The sequence below is a fragment of the Sandaracinomonas limnophila genome, from assembly GCF_004005965.1.
GTDB lineage: Bacteria > Bacteroidota > Bacteroidia > Cytophagales > Spirosomataceae > Sandaracinomonas > Sandaracinomonas limnophila.
On the sequence record NZ_SACY01000001.1, the window covers coordinates 585,093 to 607,462 of the forward strand.

Below are 22,370 nucleotides of genomic sequence, written 5' to 3' on the forward strand. Positions count from 1 at the left end.
ACTAGGATAACCTATTTTTTAAAACTTTGATAATCGAATTCCGATGGAATAATTAGAAGAATTGAAATTCAAATAACTTTGTCCTGTCGGATTTTGATGATTTGTTGATGATTTTTGATATTGAATAAACATAGAAAAACGATCTGCAAGACGTTTATTTATTTCTACAGAATATCCTGTAAAAAATTGAACAGGCTTGAACATCTCATTTTCTGAAAGGTCTAAATATTTATTATTTAGCAACTGGGTACCAGACAACATTTTGGATAATCCCAAACGAACAAAAAAATTCAAATAATACCCTCTACTCAAATTAAATTCAGGACCGAACCCCACAAAGGCTCCAGCAAAATGTGTATTGTATGCTACTGAAACAGTTTGGAAGTCGCCAACAGCATTGAATTCTTTGAGATCTACTCCATATTCATAATGGAGTTGACTAGCAATTTTCCCAATTGCTGGATGATTATTAAAGAAAAAGGCAGATTTCGAAAATTTAGAAATCATTTGAATCGTATCAAGCAAGACATTATTCCTTGCAAAAGAAATTGAAATACCTCCCTGAGGTTTCATAAAATCTGCTTGAAGTCCAGATGAATTGACAAATTGATAGGATGAATTGTTAATCCCGACATTCCATTTCCAGGATTGAGCATGAAGTGTAGAATTAATAAATAGATACAATAAAACAAATAAAAAAATCTTCATATAGATACAATTAAGAGCACTTAAGGAAACTGGTTTATCACCTTAAACACATCAAAATTGTCAATATTTAGAATTAGAAATAACTTTTTAAGGTTTACACATGTCCAGTTTTAAAAATATTGGACAAGTCAGTTTTTGAAAAACAATTGGACAAGAGTATTTTTGAAAGTATGATTTTTAAAAAAAATTAGTCTAAATATTTTAATTTCATACTGTTATTTTTAAAAAATAATAAATTTAATATGATTGTAATTTTAGCAATTTACGCAGGGATATTATCAGTAGCTATGGCAATTTATAATTACCGTATTAATAAAAATGCATTATTTATTTCAAATATTATTTTAATATTCGCCTCCTATAGTGTAACACACTATCTTTGTCTTTATAGTACAAATCCTTTTTTAATTGCAATCTTCTTAGGTCATTTCACGCCTTATTGGTATTTAATTGGTCCATCTGTTTACTTATATACTCGAAACACCCTTAACGATGAAACGCGAATTAAAAAGTCAGATATATGGCATTTGATTCCTATGCTGGTCCACTTCATCAATATGGTACCCTATTATATCAAACCATTTGAATTAAAATATCAATATGCTGAATCACTTATTCAAAACATTGATAATATTAAATTTTATGGAGGTGGATTTATATATTCAACAACATTTGCACACATAGAACGTGGATTACTGGGAATTGGATATACACTAGTAAGTGGTTTTTCACTTATTAGATATTATAAATCTAAAATTGTAGGAAAACAAAACAATTTAGTATTTATATGGCTCATCGTTATGCATGTAATTATTTTGGTAACAATGAGTAGTTATTTTTCGCAAACTTTACTTTTACTATCACATAAATTAACCATCCCAAAAATTGAATCAACGTTATCACATGTGATTGCCTGGGTTTCTTTTTTTATCTTACCTACATCCTTATTATTATTTTTTCCTCAGATATTATATGGCATGCCAATAGCAAACTATATTAAACCCAAAAAATCATCAAAAAATCAATCCAAAATCTCCTCAGATCCCCTTGTTGATACAACGAATATGATTCTTAATTATATTCAAGAAAAAAAACCGTTTTTAAATCCTGATTTTGACGTAATTGATATTTCAAATGAACTTGAAATACCCAAGCATCACATCATTTATTGCTTCTCAGAAATTATAAAAATTAAATTCACAGCCTATCGTTCACTACTTCGGGTGGAATATGCTAAAAAACTGTTAGAATCTGGCAAAGCCAACTCCTATTCCATGGATGGCATCGGTCAACAAGCTGGTTTTCCTTCAAGATCTACCTTTTATGCCACGTTTAAGGCTGAAACAGGTATGACACCGAATCAATACTTGGAGAATCTTGGAAATAATTAAAGGAAGGTAATTTCTTCTATTTCCCAATACAGAATTTCCCAAAAATATTTTTAAGCAGATCATCATTTGAGATAGTTCCTGTGATCTCCCCTAAGTGGTAAAGGGCATGGCGAAGGTCCTGGGCAACAAAATCGCCTGAAAGATCGGTGCGGAGTGCATTTAAGACTTCAATTAAGGTCTCTTTAGTTTGTAGTAGTTTTTGATAGTGACGAACGTTGGTCACTAAGGTTCCTTGATCGTTCAATTGGTGGATACCCACAGCATCTAATAGAGTTTGCTCTAATGTATCCAAACCTACTTGCTTTTTGGCAGAAATGGGAACTATGTACTCAGCTAACTCTACCCAATCAGATGATTTAAAATTCACTTCATCCGTTTTGTTTAACAATAAAATAAGTGGCACCTCTAAGTCGGAGTATTCCGACAAAACTGTTTGCAAAGACATTGGACTTTCTTGGCTTAAATCTGCCACGTAAAGCACCAATTGAGCCTTTTTAACCCATGCATTGGTACGCTCCACTCCGATGGCCTCAATTACATCTGTTGTCTCGCGCAATCCTGCTGTATCTACTAAGCGGAAACGAACTCCCCCCAACAACCACTCATCTTCTAAACTATCGCGTGTAGTACCCGCAATGTCGGAAACAATGGCTCGGTCTTCTTTTAAAAGCGCATTTAAAAGTGTGGATTTCCCTGCATTGGGTTTTCCAATAATAACGGTGGCAACCCCATTTTTAATGGCATTACCCGTTTTGAAACTATCTAAAAGGGGTTGTAATTTCTCCAATAATTGAAGCACTAAATTTTGTAAATCTTCGCGATCTGCAAACTCAACATCTTCCTCCGAAAAATCTAATTCCAACTCAATCAATGAGGCAAAATGAATTAATTGTTCTCGTAAAAGTGCTAATTCTTTCGAAAAACCTCCTCTTAACTGGTGCATGGCAGCACGCTGTGCTGCTTTGGAGTCGGCAGCAATTAAATCTGCTACAGCTTCTGCCTGGGCAAGATCAAAAGCGCCATTCATAAAGGCACGTTGTGTAAACTCTCCTGGTTGAGCCAATCGAGCTCCTTGTTCAACTAAGCACTGAATAACGGATTCTAAAATATAAGGAGATCCGTGACAAGAAATTTCTACTACCTCCTCTTTGGTATAAGATTTAGGGGCCCTAAATAAAGAAACCAAAACTTCATCCAAAACTTGGGCTTGGTATTCTATACGACCAAAATGAAGTGTATTACCCTCTTGCTTACTTAAATCTTTTCCTTTAAACACCTCATTCACCATTGCAATAGCATTGGGGCCCGACAAGCGAATCACACCAATAGCACCAACTCCAGCAGGAGTTGCCAAGGCAATAATGGTATCAGAAATGTTCATTAAAGTAGATTTTGCAATTTCATGGCTACCGACATATCCCCAGAAATTTTAACTTTTCCGGTCATAACGGCCATCATTGGATTAATTTTACCACCCATTAAATCCGAAAAGGTTTCTTCTGTAGCAGCAATGGTACAATCTGCATCCACATTTTCATTAGTTACCGTTCCGTCGGCATTAACCACTATAATCCCTCCTGGAAAAGAAAATTTAAAAGAAACTCCTAATGGGCCGCGAGAAGCAGCCAATGCTTTTATACGTTCGTCGATTTCGTTGAATGTCATAAATTAAAATTTTACAAAGTTACAATTTAATCCCTAATCACGTCGGCAAATACTTGCAAAATCACAATATTTACACTTGTTTAGGTCGTCTGTTTGAACAAAACCTACATCTGTACGTAAAAGTTCATTCACCCAAAATTGAATTACTTCATTAGACTTACGTAAGAAATGCTCTCTCGACTCCCCTTCTTCAAATTCTAAATTAGCTTGTTGTACCCCAGCATTTAAATTTCTAAATGAAATAATACCTGGATTTATACTTTTAATAGCATTTTTATAGGGATTTAAAAATTCTTTATCAGAAGTTTCTTTTTGCAATTCATTGACTAAAAATACCTTGTAAAGCCATAGTTGAATCAGTTTATCTTTAACCTCATAGCTTGTAAGGGCCTCTAACAAATTTCCAGCCAATTTATAGGAAAGATCTCTCCCCTCTACTTTTCCTGTTTTAAAATCTATTATTCGTAATTCGGTACCCGATACAACATCTAATTTGTCTGTTCTACCCTGAAAATTTACCTCCAAATTAGTACCCCCTACTTGCACAGTTGTTTGGTATTTAAATCCTTCCTCTAGTTTCAAAATCTTAATAGGCGTTTGGGTCCAAGTAGGCATTTGTGTAAAATATCTGTTTAAAATATTCTTTGCTACTTCCTGCAGGATCACATTAAAACCCCGCTCCACATCAAAAGCACCAACCTCCTCTTCAATTTTAAGCAATGCAACTTCAAGTGTATTCTCCAAAGAATCTATGATAGTTGACCAATTAACTTTAGAATAATCACCTTGAAAATCTGTCAAAATTTGCTCATCAATCAACTCCAAAACCTTATGCACCCAGGTTCCAAAAACATTTGCACCCATTTCATCTTGCAATTGCGTTTCTGTTCGCAATCCAACCACTTTTGAAAAGTAATATTTATAGGAACAAGAAATGAAGGTATTTAAGGTAGATGGAGAAAGTCCGCTATCACTCGATAAATTCTGTTTAATGCGTTCAACAATCTCTGGTGACTTTTCAATTACTCCCCATTGAGCTCCACTTGGCAAAGTTCCCTTAAACTCAGCACTCAATTCTTTCCAAGTCAAATTTGGATTTGAATCCTTCCAAAATATGCGCAATTGCTTCAAAAACCTACTTTCTTCTTTAACAGACGACTTTTCTGTGGGTTGAATATACGATAAAACGATTTCTTTAGGTCTTTGCAATAAACGATGGAAATGGTAAGATGTTACAGCATCTGCCTGTGTAAATGTGGGCAGGTCAAAAATAGCCATGCGTGCAATATCTGCAGGAATCAAACTATTTCGTTTTTGCGCGGCTGGTAAAATCCCTTCATTAACTGACAGAATAATCACTCGGTCAAAATCCAAATTTCTTGTTTCCAATAAACCCATTACATGCAAAGTACGTCTTTCAGGGCCCTCAAAACTTATTTTTTGCTGCAAAATCAATTGTTGCAATAATTTTTTACCCGACTTCAAATTTAAATCTTCACGATGTTCCAAAACCTTTTTCAGGTATTGAATTTGCTCAGAAACCAATGCTAAGGCGTCGTATTGATAATCCCATTGCTGATCGTTTACCTTGTTAACTAATTCACGAATCAAAAATTCGGTTTGCTGCAAATAGCTTGAAAATCCTGGGATTTCTTTAAAAACTAAATACTTGAAAATTGGAAAATCACCAAAAAGTGTTTCCAATTTGGAAAAAGAAATTCGGAAATCAAATTTCTCAGTTAATGAAGAAAAACTTGATTGAAAATCCTTTCCATATTTAAATTTAATTTGTTGAAAATATTGGACTATTAAAGGATTTTCGAAACATTTTTGCAACAAAGGAATAGAATATCGCAGATTATTTTGATGCTGGATAACCTCCCAAATTGCCTCTATCAAGGAATAAATATGCGTCTTTTTAATCGACAAACCCATGGTAATATTCAGACGATCTGCATATTTACCTAAATAATTCAGCGCCTGCTCCAACAAATTCTCATCTCCCAAAACCAAAGCTATTTGTTCCTCTTCTCCGTATTCTTTGGCCCATTGATCAATAAATTGCAATGCACCGTAAATCTGTCCACTTGGATTTTCATATCCCAACACATTTACAGTTTTTGGATCCTCTAAAAAACGATTTTCAATCCATTGAAAAGGTCCTTTTGACAAAAATTTCTTTGAAAGCGGATTCGCATAATCTCTCAACCAATTCCCTGCCCTATGGTACGTATTTTCAATATAAAATTTATCTACATCCCAAAGAGTTTCGGCCTTATCTGTTTCTAAACAAAGTCGAATTAATTCCTCTTCAGATTTGGATAAAGCATTAAATCCAATAAAATACAATTTTTGATAGTCAATTGGAAGATTTTTGCCAGCCTGTAAATGATTGACCAATTTGCGAAAAAACATTCCACGGTACCCAATTCCATCATACTCTAATTGGGTTTTCAATTGTTGGTAAACTTGACTTAGTCGATCATACAACTGAAAATACTTTTGGGTATTAGGTGTTATAAACTTATTCAAATCTTGCTCGCCGTATTCCCTACCCCATCTTTCGATGGTCTTAACTTCTGACAAAAAATCATATAATTGATTCGGATCAACTAAATACATATCAAGTAAATCAAAATCTCGAAGCATTAAATTTCCCCAGGAAACGAATTTATCAAAACTCATTTCGGGTTCTAATTCCTTGAAAATATCGTAGGCTTTGAAAAGTAACTCAATTGGCTCTATCAATTCACCACCCGACATTTGCAAAACAAAATCTTCAATAGCAAAAACTTTAGGAGCTATAAATGTTTGTTTTATTTGTTTCGCTAATTCCTTTTTTATATACAAGGCAGAACGTTGGGAAGGTAAAACCAGAACAATTTCTCTCAAATCTGAAACATTGTGTTTAGACAAAAGATATTCGGCGGTTTTCCCTAAAAAAGTCTGCATAAATTTAATTTAAGAGCTCAAATTTAGTTTTTCAAAAAGAAATAAAAAACTACATTTCAGATAATTACTGACAAAATTTAGTCGAATAATAACCAGCGGACCCCATATCCAAAAGAACGATACATGGCAGGATGTAAATAGGCGGTGTAGTGGTTGTTGCCTAGCAAGCCCTGAAGGGCATTTGCATATTTAAAAAACAATCGAACGCGATTGATACGAATATTTACATAAGCATCCACCTGAGCAAATGCCGGTAATTCTAGATCATTTTGAATAAAATATTGTTGCAGGACAGGTTGATATGCTGGAGCTTTGTAAGCAGAATTATAGTGCAAATCTAAGCCTAATTGGGTATAAAGTAATTTTTTATATTGCAAATCCACTGACAAATTACCTTGAAAAATTAATTCTGGCGCTCGAAATACATCTGGACCCGTTTGCTTGTTCCAATATACATTGGCCATTACGTTCCATTTATTCCATCTGGCACCAGTTTCAATTTTTGGTCTAAAAATCCCCAACAATTCATTGGTTTGAATTGGATTGGTTTTGGAATCAAAATAAATGATTCCTGTAATGGATTGAACAGTTAAACCAGGATTAAAATAGGTACTTTTCTTTCCAAAATGGAAACTTCCATCGATTTCATCACTGACAATATTTTCAAATTTTTTATCCCAACGGTAGGCGGTATTGTACGTCCATGTACTTACGAAAGACGGACTTGCAGAAGTATGTTTGGCCTGTACTGACAACAATGGGGTTTCTAATTTAGCATTCAAAAAGAAATCCGAACCAATTAAATATTCTCCTTGCGCTTCAAAATCATATTTTTGACCAAAGGACTGTTTTAATTTCAATCCAACATATTGCTCAAAACGATCTTTGCTGGCATTTTCAACAGCATTAAAAGCCGACCAATATCTCTGTTTAAAATAGGCTTGGTAATTAAATCCTCTATAAATACCTTTTAAACCAGTTTTATGAGCATATTCCTTCCATTGAATTTCATTATACAGAGAATCCTTATCAGGTGCCTGAATGTACTGAATATAGGTTTTAGGATAAAAACCATTTGCCAAATTAGACTGAAAAGCCATGTCTTTGAATTGAATCTTTCGATTTTCTACATCAATCATCTGAAACAATTGCAAACCCTTAAACCCTTGGAATTCGTGATAAACATGAAACTTTATAAACTTATCATTACTTTCTGTAACTCCATCCTCCAGTAGGGCTGCATTGTCGCTATATTTCAAAATATCCAAGGCCGTTAAATTTCCTAATTTAACCCCACCTTGATCTTTAATGCCTTGATCAAAGTAATTGATATGCCCTAAAATTCTGTATTTCTTGTTTTTAGATTGGTAATTCGAATGCAAGACCAGGCCCCATTGACCTGTTAAGGTTTTATCACCCGTTTTATATGCTGCATCACTTAAATTTTTATCAGAAACCATCCTTTGTAAATCAAAGCCGATATTCCAAAGTGAATCAACATTTCTAGCAAATGAAAACCGAAGAGTAGTTTGTCCACCTGCACCTAAATAATATTCAACATCTGAAAAAGGAGATTTAGTGTTGTAATAATTAATATCCTTTGTTTGAAAAGCATAGGGCAAATAGGCATTATAGCCAGATTGCACACCTATTGTTGCAGGTGATTGCCAAAAAATAGAACGTAAAGCGGTACCTTGATTCCCTAAATCTTGTAAAAGGAATCCAGACTTTTCTGTATATAAATATCTTTGGAAAAGTGTTAAACTGGTGTCAGGTCTATTTTTAGCATTTAAACCATTCAAGATTTCATCCTCTTTAAAAGAATAAACTGAATGGGGACCATATTTTAGCCGAGTGCTGTCATCTAAAGCAGCTCTGCCCGTTTTTTTCGAATTTTGATTCGTAGTTTTAGGTGATTTAGGATCAGGAAAACCTGAATTATTCATGGAAGAATTTCCAAAACCATTGGTTCCTTGCGAAGTAAATTGAGCATATACTGCCTGGTAAGAAATAAAAACAAGAAGAATCGCAAGCAATTTTTTCACGGCACAAAGGTACTAAATTTTAATTCCTTTCTAAACCGAGAACCTTCCAAAATTCTGCCTCCTGTTGAATAAAATACATTTCCATAGGTAAATAGCTCAATTTTGCTTTTAAATGAGGATATTCATCCAAATAAGGCAAAAGACGAACATAATCTTTTTGGGTAGTGATGATTCCTTGTACATCTGACATTTGTTTCGCTTTTGATTCAAATTCCTGCAAATCATTTACCGTAAAATCGTAATGATCTGGAAATGTTTTACAGCCAATTAAATCGAACCTATTTGCAATTTCAGAGAAGAATAATTCGGGGTGAGCAATACCTGCTACTGCGTAGAATTGAAGAATTGGGGAATTGAAGAACTTACCCACTGGCTCACTGGCTAACTGGCTCACTGGCTCACTAGCTAACTGGCTCACTGGCTCACTATATCGTATCCCTGTAAAAAAAACCGGAATCTCCCAACCTGCAATCTGTTGTATTTTGAAGGTTATTTCATTTATTTCTTGGTGAGAGAGATCATTGGGACATTTATTCATCAAAACCAATTGGGCTCGATTTAATCCAGAAATATCTTCACGCAAACGACCCAATGGCAGTAACTCATCTGAATAAAATGGTCTTTGATAAGTCGTACAAACTATGTTGAAGTCGGCTCGCAAGGCACGATGTTGAAAGGCATCGTCTAAAATAATCGACTGAGTTTTGGGTTTTTCAGTTAAAATTTTTTGAATAGCTTTTACTCTATTTTCACCTAAGGCTAATTCTAAATTGGGGAATGCCATACGATAGGTTAATGGTTCATCTCCAATGGTAGAAGCTGTTTCAACAGCTTTTGCCCACAAAAAGCCTTTGGTTTTTCTTCCGTAACCTCTACTCAAAACGACAGGAAATTGTACTTCTCGCCAATTTTTTAATAAATAATGAACTACGGGACTTTTTCCAGTTCCTCCAACAGCTAGGTTTCCAACAACAATTATTTTATTATTGGGAAATGAAAAGGATTTAAACCAGCCTTTATCGTAAAAATAATTGCGTATTTGAGTAATTAACCCAAATAATATAGATAATAAATAGAGCGGGATTCTTTTCATTGTCCCAAAAGTAAAAGGAATGATTTTGTTGACAAAATAACAAATTGATAAATTGCAGTATGAATGAATTAAAATTCAACTTTTTTGAAAGAAATTTACAATTTCACTTTGAAGCAGGAACCTCCAGAGGAATCTTAACCTCCAAAAAATCTTATTTTTTCGAAATCCAACATCTTGATAAAAAATACATTGGTGAAGCAGGACCTTTAAGAGGCTTAAGTCCTGAATTCCAAGAAGATTTAATGGAAGAGTTTAAATTGAGCATTCAAAATCAATTAAAACTTGGCATTCCGCAAACAAGCGCTGAATTAAAAGGGCAATTAACAGAACATCCTTTTAAAGAACCCTCCTTTCAAATGGCCTTTGAAATGGCCTTTAGAGCTTATTTTAATCAAGAAGAAGAAATATATTTCAACAATTCATTTTCTCAAGGAAAAAGCAGTTTGCCAATCAATGGTTTAATTTGGATGGGAACACCTGATTTCATGCTTCAACAAATTGCAGAAAAGTTAAACGAAGGATATACCTGTTTAAAACTAAAAATTGGAGCAATAGATTTTGAAAAAGAATTGGAAATACTAAAAAGCATTCGAGAAAAATATACTTCAGATAAAATCACACTTCGCGTAGATGCAAATGGTGCTTTTGCACCCAGTGAAGCTCTTGAAAAGCTACAAAAATTAGCTGTATTTGATTTACATAGCATTGAACAACCCATTAAAGCTGGGCAATGGTCTGCAATGACTGAATTAATTCAAAATAGTCCTATACCAATTGCCTTAGATGAAGAATTAATTGGCATAAGAAATAAACAAACTAAAATTGAATTACTAGAAACTACAAATCCACCTTTCATTATTTTAAAACCAAGTTTATTAGGAGGATTTTTCGAAACTGAGGACTGGATTCAATTAGCAGAAGAAAGAAATATCAAATGGTGGATCACTTCCGCCTTAGAATCAAATTATGGATTAAATGCTATAGCCCAATTTACAGCAAACTTCCCTATCACAATGCCACAAGGACTTGGAACAGGGAAGCTGTATTCTAATAACTTTTCTTCATCATTACAAATTTCAAAAGGGAAAATTTTGAATTATGCTAACGCTCAGCTCTGCTGAGTGTTGATTATTTACAAAACATTTTGTTTTGTTGAAACTAATAGTTTCATTCATATTATGCACTCAGCAGAGCTGAGCGCAAGATTTCACTTTTCACTTGAAAAAACAATCTCCATCTTCTTCGGAGTAATCAACAAAACTCTCACTGGAGCAGGAAGAAGGACTAAACGGGCAGCGGCAGCAGGATCCTCAATCCATTCCACTTCCACACCTTCTTTTTTACCAATTTCAATTTCACCGTCTTCCGTTTCAACAAATTTCTTTGCTAAATAAGCTGTAGGTAACAATACATCCGATTCTGGAGCATGCTTGTCGTGCACCTTCTCTAAAATCTTCTCTAATTCATCTCCATACGTTTCATTAAAATCGTCTTCTAAATCATGTAACATCTCTTCAACATCATCATAATTTTCGTCAGAGTAATTCAACTTACTTAACTCTAATCGTTTCTCTAAAATGGCTAACATCGCCTGATCAATCTTATTCATACTAGTAATTTATCCAATCTATATTTTTCTTTAATAAATCTAATGTTTGTTTACCTTCTGGGTATGACTTGTTATCATACATATATTCCCATGAGGCTAATGGAGGTAAACTCATCAAAATAGATTCTGTTCTCCCATTGGTTTCTAGGCCAAATTTCGTACCTCTATCATGCACCAAATTAAATTCTACATAACGGCCCCTGCGCAACAATTGAAAATCCTTTTCCTTTTTTCCAAAAGGTTTTAAAGCATTTTCAACCATTAAATGGGAGTAAATATCTGCAAATGACTCTCCTACCGACTTCACAAAATCAAAAACTTTCATTTTTTCTTCTATATTTTTCGATTTTACATAATCAAAAAATATTCCACCTATGCCTCGAGTTTCCTCACGATGCGTATTAAAAAAATAATCATCGGCCCAAGTTTTAAACTTTGGATAATACGATTTATCATGTTTATCACAAACCTTTTTCAATTGCTGATGAAACCATTTTGCTTGTTCAGGGATAACAATATGAGGTGTTAAATCAATTCCTCCTCCAAACCAACTTTCGCCATTACTCAATTCAAAATAACGAACATTCATGTGAATAATTGGCACCCAAGGATTCATCGGGTGCATTACAATAGAAACTCCAGAGGCAAAAAAATCCACTTCTTCTTTCAACTGAAGGCTACTCACCATTTTAGGATGTAAAGGTCCAAATACTGCCGAAAAATTTACACCAGCTTTCTCCAGAATATTTCCATTTTTCAACACTCTAGAACGTCCACCGCCTCCACCTTCACGCTTCCAAGCATCTTCTTTAAAACGACCTTGTCCATCCGTTTCTTCAATCTTTTTACAAATTGAATCTTGCAAATCTTTAAAATACTCAGCAAAAAACTCTTTTCTCATATTTACTATTTGGGTTGATTCTGAGCAGAAGAATCTGCATTTGCACCATTTTGATTTTCTAAAAGTGAATTCAATGAATCCAATTCAGAATCTGAAACTTGTAGAGAATCAGGCAAAGTGCTGTAAGAACCTTGACAATTAAAATCTTTTTTAACCACCCGTTTATCCAATTTGTCGAATGCAACTGGGATATAATTTGATAAACTTGGATCATTCACTACTTTCACTAAATATCTTTTGTACAAAGGCAAGGCTGTTTTAGAACCTTCTCCCAAAGCACCAGACCTAAAGTGAATTGACCGATCATCTCCACCAACCCAAACACCCGTTATCAAATTATGGGTCATACCAATAAACCAACCATCCGAATGATTGGAAGTTGTACCCGTTTTGGCAGCATGCGCAGGCGCGTATCTATTCTTACGGTCATATAAAACTTCTCCTTCATTCCAAAGTAAGGAACTACCTGTTCCACCTTCATACACAACACCTTCCAACATGGAACGAACCAATTGTGCGGATTCCTTTTTAATTACTCGATAAGAAACAGGTTCAAATTTCTGAATCGATTTACCGTTTTGGTCTTTGATCTCAGTAATCAACATAGGTTCAACGTGAATACCTTCATTGACAAAGGCAGTGTATGCCCCAATCATTTCATATAAGGAAACATCAAAAGACCCTAAACCAATAGAAGCAACAGCCTTCAATGGACTCTTAATTCCCATTTTTTGTGCATAATACATTACAGTATCGGGTCCCACCTCGTTGGTTAATTTGGCGGTAATTGAGTTAATACTTTTTGCTAATGCTCGCTTGATAGGCATCATGGAGTATGAAAAAGTCCCATCAGCATTACTAGGCCTCCACATTTTCTTTTCACCCTTTTCTTCTACTTCAATTTCGAAAGGTTCATCTTTCATCATGTAACACGGAGATAAGTCCTTCGGACCATCAATAGCCGCCGTATAAACAAATGGCTTGAAGGTAGAACCCGGCTGACGTTTTCCCTGCTTTACGTGGTCATATTTGAAATAATTGAAATCTAATCCACCTACCCAAGCTTTAATTCCTCCTGTATAAGGATCCAACGACATCATACCAGCTTGTAAAAACTTTTTATAATACTGAATCGAGTCAATGGCGCTCATCGTACGCTTTTCTTCTCCAACTGCATTTCGAGAATACACCCACATATCTCTTTTCACGTTTTTCATGTAATACCAAACAGAATCTTCTCGAGCAGGAAAGCGCTTTTTCAAGGCTTTGTAATATTCTGTACGCTTAGCAACCGTGTCGATAAATCCTGGAATTTCCACACCATGTTCATCTACCCATGGATTTTGATTTGCCCAGTGGTTATCAAAAGTCTTTTGCAAATTTCGCATACCATCTGAAACCGCCTCTTCAGCATGCATTTGCATTTTGGAATCAATTGTGGTGTAAATTTTTAATCCATCCCGATACAAATCAATTTCCATTTCATTCTCCTTTGCCCACTCTTGAATGTATTTCGCAACTGCTACTTTGAAGTAATTTCCTGTCCCATCAAATGGCGACTCCAAGTTTGGTTTTAACACAATGGGTAAAGCTGAAATGGAATCATAAGCAGCTGGTTTTAAATATCCCATTTTAACCATTTGCGACAAAACAACATTTCTTCTTTTCCAAGCTTTGTTTTCATTCAAAGGTTTGCCTTCGTAGCGAGAAGGATTATACGTTGTTGTTGCTTTTTGTAAACCAATTAAAATGGCAGCTTCTTGTATATTCAAACTATCTGGAGATGTGCTGAAATAGGTTTTTGCAGCAACTTTAATTCCGTAAGCATTATTGCCATAATCTACTGTATTCAAATACCATAAAATAATCTCATCCTTGGTGTAAAAACGCTCCAATTTAATGGCGGTCACCCATTCTTTCGATTTGTAAATCAATTTGCTCAATCCTGGTATGTACCCCAATAAACCCGTCTTAAAGAATCCTTTCTTCACACGAGTTTTGAATAAATTCTTTGCTAATTGTTGAGAAATGGTACTTCCTCCTCCTCTATCGCCCCCTTTAATCATACCCACAGCTACACCAGCCCATGCCTGAAAATCGATACCCGTATGCTCATAAAAACGAGAATCTTCTGTGGCCACTAATGCTTTAACTAAATAAGGTGAAATCTTTTTGAAGTCGCGAATTGGAGTTCTATTCTCAGCAAAGAACTTCCCTAACAAAACACCATCAGCCGCATAAATTTCTGAAGCTTGAGATAATTTTGGATTCTGTAATTCATCAACTCCTGGCATTTCGCCTGTTAGAAACAAAAAATTTGTATTGATCACAAAAAGGTAAATTCCAATATATAAAACTGTTTTACCTGCAATCTTCCAAAGCCTGACAATTGGACGATAATATTTTGATTCTTTATCTACCTTAGAATCATACCAAGCTTCTACTTTTTGCCAATTTAATTGTACAATTTGTTCAACATCATGGTATTTAGCTTCTAATTTTGAAAATTTAGATGCACCTAAGATTTTTTTTAGGCCAGCCAAAAGAATAAAAAATAATTTAACAAGTAGGCTTATCACAACTTGTTTAATTTTATTCCAGAACTGAAAAATTTTCTTGAACATATATTCTTTAAGGCTTAATCAATCTCTAATTGCTCTAAGATACTCATTAAATCTGAAAAATCTCTGAATCCGGGTCTATCCTCTTCTCCTGATTTAATTTCTATACCTTTTACAGAACTTTCATCTACCCAAGAAATCAATTCACTTTCCTCCACATCAAATCCGATAATGATTGGATATTGAGCAGCCCAAATTTCTACAGATGATTTTAATCCTTCATAATCCAATTCATCAGAACATGTTAAAACAAATGCCTCTACATAAGGTGCATTTGCGGCAAAGGCAGCTGGTAAATTAGCTGTTGAAATGTCAATTTTCTGAAGAATGGGTAATCCTAAGGCTTTTACTTGATCTAAATTTACACTTTGACTCACCTGAACCTTATCTGGCTGATATAATTCAACATTTTGTCTGATGGCATCAATTGATAAGCCTTCCATCTCTCCTACTATTTCTACTCCTGCTAACCAAGATTTTATTTCCAAAAATTTAGCATGCTCTATCGCAGGAAATGGAAATCCTAACATTTCTACTCCCATACCTGCACAATAACGAGCATCTGACAAATTTTGTAAACCTGTAACCTTTACTGTTGTTTTTAACATTTCTTTATTAATTATCCCAAATACTTCCCTTTTTGTAGGACTTTAAAATCCATCCACCACCAATTACATCATCACCCTCGTAAAATACTGCCGCTTGTCCAGGCGCAATTCCAGCCACCTCTTCTGTAAATTCCACTTTTATTTTATCAGTGTCTTGAACAAGATGTCCAATGGTTCCTGAATCTTTGTAACGCACCTTGGTTAATGAATCAAGTCCTCCAGTAGGTATTTCAGCATATTTCTGTAGATTCAATTGTCCAACCACCATAGCTGTCCGATTCAAATCTTCTATTTTACCTATTACTACTTCATTGGTTTCTTTTCGTATTTCTGTCACAAAGGCAGGAAAGCCAAATGCTTTTCCAAGTCCTTTTCGTTGACCGATGGTGTAAAACGGGTACCCCTCATGCTGACCAATCACTTTACCTTCTTGATCTACAAAATTTCCACCTTTCACCTGCTCTTCTAACTCAGGCACTCTTCTTTTCAGAAATCCACGGTAATCATTATCTGGCACAAAACAAATTTCATAACTCTCAGATTTGTTAACCAAATGAACAAATCCTCTTTGTTTTGCTTCTTCTCTAATTTCTTGTTTGGTCATTCCACCCAAAGGCAAAAGAGTACGCGCTAAACTTTCCTGAGAAATACCCCACAACACATAACTTTGATCTTTCAGCACATCTACCCCTTTAGAAATCACGTATCTACCATTTTCTTGACGAATTTGAGCATAATGACCCGTTGCTATGAATTCACAGCCCAGTTGGTCGGCTCTACGTAATAGAGCATCCCATTTAATGTGCGTATTACACATCACACATGGATTAGGCGTACGAGCCTCTAAATATTCGTTAGTAAAATAATCGATAACAGAATCGCCAAATTCCTCTCGAATGTCTAAAATGTAATGTGGAAAACCGAGGGAAACCGCAATGTGTCGAGCATCATTGATAGAATCTAAGGAACAACAACCTGTTTCTTTTTTATCTCCTCCTGAACTTGCATAATCCCACGTTTTCATGGTCATGCCTACTACTTCATATCCTTGTTCATGCAACAAGACCGCTGCAACTGAACTATCAATACCGCCGCTCATGGCGACTAAAACTCTTCCTTTTGTGCTCATGCTTTTCTTTTCAGGTTGAATGCCTGACGAATTCCTACAAAATTAAGCAAATTCTATGATTTTTTCCGTTCCATCTGGATAACTTCCACATCAAAAATCCTTTTTTGATCAATTTTTAATTGAACAGCTGTTTGAACAGGATGAAATCCATGTTGTCCTGCCGCCCCCGGATTAATAAAAAGCATGTTGTTTCTTTTTAAATCGCGCTTGATTTGTAAAATATGTGAATGTCCACAAATAAATATATCTACAGCACCTTTTGAAAAAGTTTCGATAGCATCAGGTTTATAGGATGAAGGAGCACCGGCAATATGTGTCATACCCACCACCAGACCTTCCACCTGAAACTTTAATATTTTGGTATACATTCGTCGCAATATTGCACCATCGATGTTACCATATACTCCACGAACAATTTTACCTTTAGCAATGATGTAATCTGCAATTTGCTCAGAACCCCAATCTCCGGCATGCCAAACTTCATCACAAGCATCTAATGCTTCATTTAACCGAGGGTCCCAAAAAGAATGTGTATCTGAAACAATTAAAATTTTCTTCATCTATTTGTCCTTATGAAGAGAAATTAATTTTTGATTGGAAATCAATTTATTTTCCTTCCACTCTATTTTCTCAGCATTTAGAGCCTCAACAACAGAAGAAGGTACATTTTGTACCCATTTCGGCTTGCCTGCATCTACATAAGCAGAATACCAAAAACTTGCAACGCGCTGTGAAGCCTGAAGCATTCTATTGTGAACACTTTTTCCTAATCGATTGCTATAGGCCTGAATGAATTCCTTTGTATAATATTGAGAGGTTCTTCCATTTCTTACCACAGGATATGTCTTTTTATCTGCGCCAATTTGAGCCGTTACCTCCTTTTCCACTTGAAACATTTCAGGTAACATTGCATGACTTTCTTTTAAAATTTCAAAAATAAAATCCTGTGGATTTTTGATGTATTCCGCTTTTTGTTGTTTCGACAAATCATATCCATTAATATCATTTTCTGGAACTAAACTTTCCCATAGCACATGCATACCCTTTTGCCCTGTCAGTTGTCCATCATGATTTTTAGTAGTGTGTAAAGGAACATGGGCATCCGACACATAATGACCTAAATCGGCAGCATAAAAAATCACTGAATCTCTTTGTTCAGTTTTAAATGCATTTACCATTTTTTTATAAACAATAAAAACCTCCCAAGGCACAAGTCCTTCTTGTTTCAGACTATCTAAAGTATATTTTGCTTGTGCCTTTTTAAAATCGTGAGGAATTGAGTTCAAATAATCTGCACCAAATAAAGTGGCATCCATATCCAAATAATGCTTCGGATCTTCAGATTTATCCTCATTTCTACGTAAATCTGGTCTGACGGAATGTTTTACCAAATACGCCTGATTTTGGTAAAAAAATCCACCAAGTTCTTCTGGAAGTGTATAAATGGAAAGTTGTTGAAGTGTTTTATGGGCCAAAAATCCCCAGGAACTTAAAATTAGAGTTCCGAATAAAATAAATGTAATACAGATTTTAGTTTTCATTGTTTATAGTTTGTATAAATTCCTTAGGCGATTTGCCAAATTGTTTTTTAAAGGCCCGAGTAAAATAACCTGGGTCATTAAATCCAACCTTGTAGGCTACTTCCGAAATATTAAATTCGCCCGTTTGCAATAAATCTTTGGATTCTTTTAAACGGATGGATCGAATAAATTCATTACCAGAGAATGAGGTTATATTTTTCAATTTACGATACAACTGCATTTTACTCATATCCATCCCCTTTTCTAAATCATCTAAATTCAGTTCTGGATTCGACATGTTTTCAATGACAAATTGGGTAATCTTTTTCAAAAACTCATCTTCAAATACAGGCAAATTTTGTTCCTTTTGTAAGCCCTCTTGAAACAAGGTTTGTTGCCATTTCATTCGCATACGCTCTTTGGCTTCCAACAATTTATTTACGCGTATTTCAAGAATTTCCGAATTAAACGGTTTACTGATAAAATCATCTGCCCCTGACTGCATTCCTTCAATTTGACTTTCCTGAGAACTTTTAGACGTCAAAATTATCATTGGAATATGACTAGTTTTATGATTATTGCGTAATGCCTTACATAAATTGACACCCGACATCCCCGGCATCATCCAATCAGTAATAATTACATCTGGTATTGTTTCTAAAGCCAACTCCATGGCCTCTTCACCTGACTCAGCTTGAATTACTTGGAATTTTTTGGAGAAAATATCAACTACAAACGAACGTAATTCCGAGTGATCATCGACCACTAACATTACCTGCTTATCTGAAGTTAAATTAGGTTTAGTTGGTAAAATACTTGCTACAAGCTGTACATTTTTTAACTCCTCAGATTTGATGAACCATTCTTTCTCAAATGAAATTTCATGAACTGGTAATTCAATGGTAAAGGTACTACCCTCTCCCAAAGTACTTTGAACTGCAATTTTACCACGGTGCAATTCAACCAATTCTTTGCATAAAGAAAGACCTACACCAGTACCCATAATAGAAATATCATCAGGAATTTGATAAAAACGATCAAAAATATGCGGAAGGTGATTAGATGATATCCCTTTACCAGTATCAATTACCTCTATAATAACCTTAGACGGCACTTTTTCAGGACCATATTCTATATGCAAAGAAACTCCAATTTGCCCTTCTTCTGTGGTGTATTTAAAAGCATTTGAAAGCAAATTACTAATGCATTTTTCTAATATATCTGAATCATACCAAACTAATAAGGATTTAACAGGAGGCTTCCATTTCAAGACAATATTTTTTTGAACAGCGTAACTTTCAAAACCTGAAATGATGGCATCAAGCTGTTGAATCAAATCATTTTTTGCAATAACAGGATTCTGTTTTCCCGATTCAATTTTAGACAGATCTAACAATTGGTTTATCAATTGTAATAATTTCTTTGCATTTTGGTGAATAGAACTTATTCTTGATTTTTGCTCAGTTGAAATGGAAGTGCTCTTCAAGAAATATTTTTCCAATGGAGAAATAATAAGTGTTAAAGGCGTACGAAGTTCATGGGAAATATTAGTAAAGAAGTGAGTTTTTACTTGTTCCAATTCCTTAATTCTTTCCTTTTCAATTTCTTTTAAGCGTAAATCTGTTTTAAAACGCTCACGGATTTTAATTTCACGAATAAAAACATAAAATCCTGCAGCTAAAGCCAAAACATATAAAATATAGGCCCACCAAGTTTTATACCAAGGCGGTAAAACTGTGATAGGTAATTCAAAATATTTTTCTCCCCAAACTCCATCTGAATTCGTGGCTTTTACCTTAAAAATATAATCACCCGGACTTAAATTGGTATAAGTGGCGGTTCGTTGAGTTCCTGTGTAATTCCAATCCTTTTCAAAACCCTCTAAATAATAGGCATATCGATTGTTTTTAGGTCGTTGATATTCTAAAGCGGCAAATTCTAAACTAAATACTGAATGTTCAGGTTTTAAGGTTAAGTGATCAGTATATAATATATCCACTTTCAAAGGAGAGTTTTCATCTTGGGGAGAAACTAATTTATTAAAGATTCTCAAACTGGTCACAGAAATAGAAGGCACCTCTAATTTCATTCGAAGTGAATCAGCTTTGATAAAATTCAATCCATTCACACCTCCAAAAAACAACCAATCTTTAGAATTTTTTGCAAAAGAATTGATCAAAAATTCCTTTCCTTGTAAACCATCAGATTCGTCAAAATTGATAATTTTAAATGTATTTCCATCTATTTTTGATATACCCCCATTGGTTGTTACCCACAAAAACCCTTTAGAATCTTCCAAAATAGACCTAGGTGTATTACTTGCCAAACCATCTGATTCAGTAAAAAGTCGAAATCCTTTTCCTTCACCATTGTACAAATGCAATCCACCCCCATTGGTTAAAATCCACATTCGTTTTTTAGAATCTTTATAAATACCGGTTATAAAATTGTAGCGCAAACTATTTGGGCTATTATTTTTTTCTAAAATTTCAAGTTTATTTTTGAGGATATCGTAAATATATAGTCCTGCCCCAGAAGTACCTATCCAAATTTTTTGATGGTCTTCAACAAAAACCTTCGTAATATTTTTACCGGCTAAATTCTTTAAACCCAATTCAGGATAAGGGGTATAATATTTTTTAGTTTTAAGATCGAAGGCAATCAATCCAATTCCAGAAGTACCTAACAAAATCCGGTCTCCGTCTCCACAAATAGCCGACAAGTTCTTTGAATAATTATCTAATAAATAGGGATACTCAACCTTTTTCTTTTGAGCCGTTATTTCCATCAAACCCTTTTGCCAAACACCAATCCAAATACTTTTAGTTTTAGGATCCGCATAATTTAAATTGACATCAAAATCATTAGTCGTTCCTAATTTATTGGTAGATGAGCTATTTAAAATATGTTCAATCTTCCCCGACTTGTAATTAAAATAAGAAATACCAAAATTACTACCCACCCAAACTCCTTGCTCATCATTTACGGTTAAGGTTGTAACCTTATTACTTAACAAACCTTGCAATGTATTCGGTTTGTATCTAAAAACAGAAAAACGAGGTTGTTGAAAATAATTGATATTTAATCCAGCCTCCCAAGTACCAATCCAAACATTGGAATTGTTATCTGTAAACAAAGATGTCACGGAATAGGAACTTATTCCTTTTTCTACATCCGGATTGGAAGGAATATATTTATACTTCCCAAATTGCTCTTTGTTTAAAATGAAAATACCATTATCAGTCCCCAGCCATAAATTACTATTGGCATCCTTAGTTATAGATGTCACATTATTATCTCTCGATTTCGGTTCTACGGAATTGTAAAACACTCGTTTAATCCATTGCTTTTGAGGATTAAATTCAAATACACCTCCACCTTCCGTGCCCACCAATAAATTTCCATTGGAAAGTTCATAAATTACACGAATCCGGAAACCTAATTTTGTTTTATTAGGACCTAAATCGAAAGGTATGGAAGATTTTTTACCAATTAAAGCAATCAATCGACCGTCGGTAGTACCTACCCAAACAGAACCATTGGAATGCTTAATAACCCGTGCAACATTTTTTACATTAGCGTCCTTGATATAACTTTCCTCAGCAATTACTTGATTTGAAAGAATATCATAAACAATAGTACCAAGCTCCGGATAAGCAACGCAAATTTTATTACCCCCTAAACTTGCAATAGATGAAACAGATAAATTAGACCAATCAGCTCCATTATATCCTTTTCCTAATCGAATAATCTCCCCTGTTTTACTTATAATTTTATTCAATCCAGCCCCCCTTGTTCCAACCCACAAATTTCCTTGCTCATCTTCAGCGACACTGAAAATATCACTTCCACTCAAGGATTTAGGATTTGAAGGATCACTTTTAAAAACCTTAAAATTATATCCATCGTATCGACTTAATCCATCGGCTGTAGCGAACCAAAGAAATCCTTTTTTGTCTTGAATAATTTTAACAACCGTGTTTTGGGAAAGTCCAGAATTGGAGGTCAAACGCTCAAATCGTTGCTGGTATTGGGCAAATAAACTTCCAGAAAACAGAATTAGAACCTGCCAAAGGAATACTTTCAAGAAAATTGAGCCAGAACTTCTCATCTTTCAAAAATAGGGAA

At 34.7% G+C, this 22,370-nt stretch carries 16 protein-coding genes; 2 read left to right on the forward strand and 14 right to left on the reverse strand.

The features are described 5' to 3' along the window. Nucleotides 1–18: 18 nt before the first annotated feature. Nucleotides 19–708 carry a hypothetical protein gene (locus EOJ36_RS02565; RefSeq protein ID WP_127802449.1) on the reverse strand — a complete coding sequence of 230 codons (690 nt, stop codon included), beginning with the start codon at nt 706–708 and terminating at the stop codon, nt 19–21. Nucleotides 709–950: 242 nt separating this feature from the next. Between EOJ36_RS02565 and EOJ36_RS02570 the strand changes: the two genes are divergently transcribed. Next, nucleotides 951–2,099, forward strand: a complete 1,149-nt coding sequence (locus tag EOJ36_RS02570; protein WP_127802450.1) for a helix-turn-helix domain-containing protein — start codon at nt 951–953, stop codon at nt 2,097–2,099. A 16-nt stretch (nt 2,100–2,115) separates the two neighbouring features. On the opposite strand, the gene mnmE is transcribed toward EOJ36_RS02570, so the two are convergent. The 5 genes from mnmE to lpxK all read right to left on the reverse strand — a co-directional run bounded on the left by mnmE (nt 2,116) and on the right by lpxK (nt 9,854). Further along, nucleotides 2,116–3,480 (reverse strand): tRNA uridine-5-carboxymethylaminomethyl(34) synthesis GTPase MnmE, encoded by a 1,365-nt coding sequence (gene mnmE, locus EOJ36_RS02575; RefSeq protein ID WP_127802451.1) that lies wholly within the window; start codon nt 3,478–3,480, stop codon nt 2,116–2,118. After that, nucleotides 3,480–3,764, reverse strand: coding sequence for an SCP2 sterol-binding domain-containing protein (locus EOJ36_RS02580; protein WP_127802452.1), 285 nt, complete (start codon nt 3,762–3,764; stop codon nt 3,480–3,482). The genes mnmE and EOJ36_RS02580 overlap by 1 nt, the downstream gene beginning before the upstream one ends. A gap of 33 nt (nt 3,765–3,797) precedes the next feature. Next, a complete protein-coding gene (locus tag EOJ36_RS02585; RefSeq protein WP_127802453.1) occupies nt 3,798–6,716 on the reverse strand; it encodes a PD-(D/E)XK nuclease family protein in 2,919 nt (972 codons plus the stop codon). A 77-nt stretch (nt 6,717–6,793) separates the two neighbouring features. Further along, the gene (locus EOJ36_RS02590) at nt 6,794–8,752 is read right to left on the reverse strand and encodes a putative porin (protein WP_238944378.1); all 1,959 of its coding nucleotides are present in this window, start codon (nt 8,750–8,752) and stop codon (nt 6,794–6,796) included. A 28-nt stretch (nt 8,753–8,780) separates the two neighbouring features. Further along, entirely contained in the window at nt 8,781–9,854 is a 1,074-nt protein-coding gene (lpxK, locus tag EOJ36_RS02595; RefSeq protein WP_127802455.1) for a tetraacyldisaccharide 4'-kinase, read from the reverse strand. Between the two features lie 59 nt (nt 9,855–9,913). On the opposite strand from lpxK, the gene EOJ36_RS02600 reads away from it, so the two are divergent. Continuing rightward, nucleotides 9,914–10,975: an o-succinylbenzoate synthase gene (locus EOJ36_RS02600; protein ID WP_127802456.1), complete on the forward strand. Its 1,062-nt coding sequence runs from the start codon at nt 9,914–9,916 to the stop codon at nt 10,973–10,975. A gap of 86 nt (nt 10,976–11,061) precedes the next feature. On the opposite strand, the gene EOJ36_RS02605 is transcribed toward EOJ36_RS02600, so the two are convergent. From EOJ36_RS02605 to EOJ36_RS02640, 8 genes are all read right to left on the reverse strand, one after another. Then, nucleotides 11,062–11,463 carry a hypothetical protein gene (locus tag EOJ36_RS02605; protein WP_127802457.1) on the reverse strand — a complete coding sequence of 134 codons (402 nt, stop codon included), beginning with the start codon at nt 11,461–11,463 and terminating at the stop codon, nt 11,062–11,064. A gap of 1 nt (nt 11,464) precedes the next feature. Beyond that, entirely contained in the window at nt 11,465–12,364 is a 900-nt protein-coding gene (hemF, locus tag EOJ36_RS02610; protein WP_127802458.1) for an oxygen-dependent coproporphyrinogen oxidase, read from the reverse strand. Between the two features lie 5 nt (nt 12,365–12,369). Then, nucleotides 12,370–14,907 (reverse strand): transglycosylase domain-containing protein, encoded by a 2,538-nt coding sequence (locus EOJ36_RS02615; protein WP_164847818.1) that lies wholly within the window; start codon nt 14,905–14,907, stop codon nt 12,370–12,372. A 95-nt stretch (nt 14,908–15,002) separates the two neighbouring features. Then, the gene (locus tag EOJ36_RS02620) at nt 15,003–15,593 is read right to left on the reverse strand and encodes a beta/alpha barrel domain-containing protein (protein ID WP_127802460.1); all 591 of its coding nucleotides are present in this window, start codon (nt 15,591–15,593) and stop codon (nt 15,003–15,005) included. A gap of 7 nt (nt 15,594–15,600) precedes the next feature. Next, entirely contained in the window at nt 15,601–16,722 is a 1,122-nt protein-coding gene (gene mnmA, locus EOJ36_RS02625; RefSeq protein ID WP_127802461.1) for a tRNA 2-thiouridine(34) synthase MnmA, read from the reverse strand. A gap of 53 nt (nt 16,723–16,775) precedes the next feature. After that, nucleotides 16,776–17,282 carry a metallophosphoesterase family protein gene (locus EOJ36_RS02630; RefSeq protein ID WP_127802462.1) on the reverse strand — a complete coding sequence of 169 codons (507 nt, stop codon included), beginning with the start codon at nt 17,280–17,282 and terminating at the stop codon, nt 16,776–16,778. Then, nucleotides 17,283–18,263 (reverse strand): zinc dependent phospholipase C family protein, encoded by a 981-nt coding sequence (locus tag EOJ36_RS02635; protein WP_127802463.1) that lies wholly within the window; start codon nt 18,261–18,263, stop codon nt 17,283–17,285. Further along, nucleotides 18,253–22,353, reverse strand: a complete 4,101-nt coding sequence (locus tag EOJ36_RS02640) for a hybrid sensor histidine kinase/response regulator transcription factor (RefSeq protein WP_127802464.1) — start codon at nt 22,351–22,353, stop codon at nt 18,253–18,255. Before EOJ36_RS02640 ends, EOJ36_RS02635 begins: the two co-directional genes overlap by 11 nt. Nucleotides 22,354–22,370: the final 17 nt, after the last annotated feature.

What these genes read in the sequence shown, in the direction of transcription:
- EOJ36_RS02565 (WP_127802449.1), bottom strand. Translation starts at nt 708, where the DNA reads ATGAAGATTTTTTTATTTGTTTTATTGTATCTATTTATTAATTCTACA.
- EOJ36_RS02570 (WP_127802450.1), top strand. Translation starts at nt 951, where the DNA reads ATGATTGTAATTTTAGCAATTTACGCAGGGATATTATCAGTAGCTATG.
- mnmE (WP_127802451.1), bottom strand. Translation starts at nt 3,480, where the DNA reads ATGAACATTTCTGATACCATTATTGCCTTGGCAACTCCTGCTGGAGTT.
- EOJ36_RS02580 (WP_127802452.1), bottom strand. Translation starts at nt 3,764, where the DNA reads ATGACATTCAACGAAATCGACGAACGTATAAAAGCATTGGCTGCTTCT.
- EOJ36_RS02585 (WP_127802453.1), bottom strand. Translation starts at nt 6,716, where the DNA reads ATGCAGACTTTTTTAGGGAAAACCGCCGAATATCTTTTGTCTAAACAC.
- lpxK (WP_127802455.1), bottom strand. Translation starts at nt 9,854, where the DNA reads ATGAAAAGAATCCCGCTCTATTTATTATCTATATTATTTGGGTTAATT.
- EOJ36_RS02600 (WP_127802456.1), top strand. Translation starts at nt 9,914, where the DNA reads ATGAATGAATTAAAATTCAACTTTTTTGAAAGAAATTTACAATTTCAC.
- EOJ36_RS02605 (WP_127802457.1), bottom strand. Translation starts at nt 11,463, where the DNA reads ATGAATAAGATTGATCAGGCGATGTTAGCCATTTTAGAGAAACGATTA.
- hemF (WP_127802458.1), bottom strand. Translation starts at nt 12,364, where the DNA reads ATGAGAAAAGAGTTTTTTGCTGAGTATTTTAAAGATTTGCAAGATTCA.
- EOJ36_RS02620 (WP_127802460.1), bottom strand. Translation starts at nt 15,593, where the DNA reads ATGTTAAAAACAACAGTAAAGGTTACAGGTTTACAAAATTTGTCAGAT.
- mnmA (WP_127802461.1), bottom strand. Translation starts at nt 16,722, where the DNA reads ATGAGCACAAAAGGAAGAGTTTTAGTCGCCATGAGCGGCGGTATTGAT.
- EOJ36_RS02630 (WP_127802462.1), bottom strand. Translation starts at nt 17,282, where the DNA reads ATGAAGAAAATTTTAATTGTTTCAGATACACATTCTTTTTGGGACCCT.
- EOJ36_RS02635 (WP_127802463.1), bottom strand. Translation starts at nt 18,263, where the DNA reads ATGAAAACTAAAATCTGTATTACATTTATTTTATTCGGAACTCTAATT.
- EOJ36_RS02640 (WP_127802464.1), bottom strand. Translation starts at nt 22,353, where the DNA reads ATGAGAAGTTCTGGCTCAATTTTCTTGAAAGTATTCCTTTGGCAGGTT.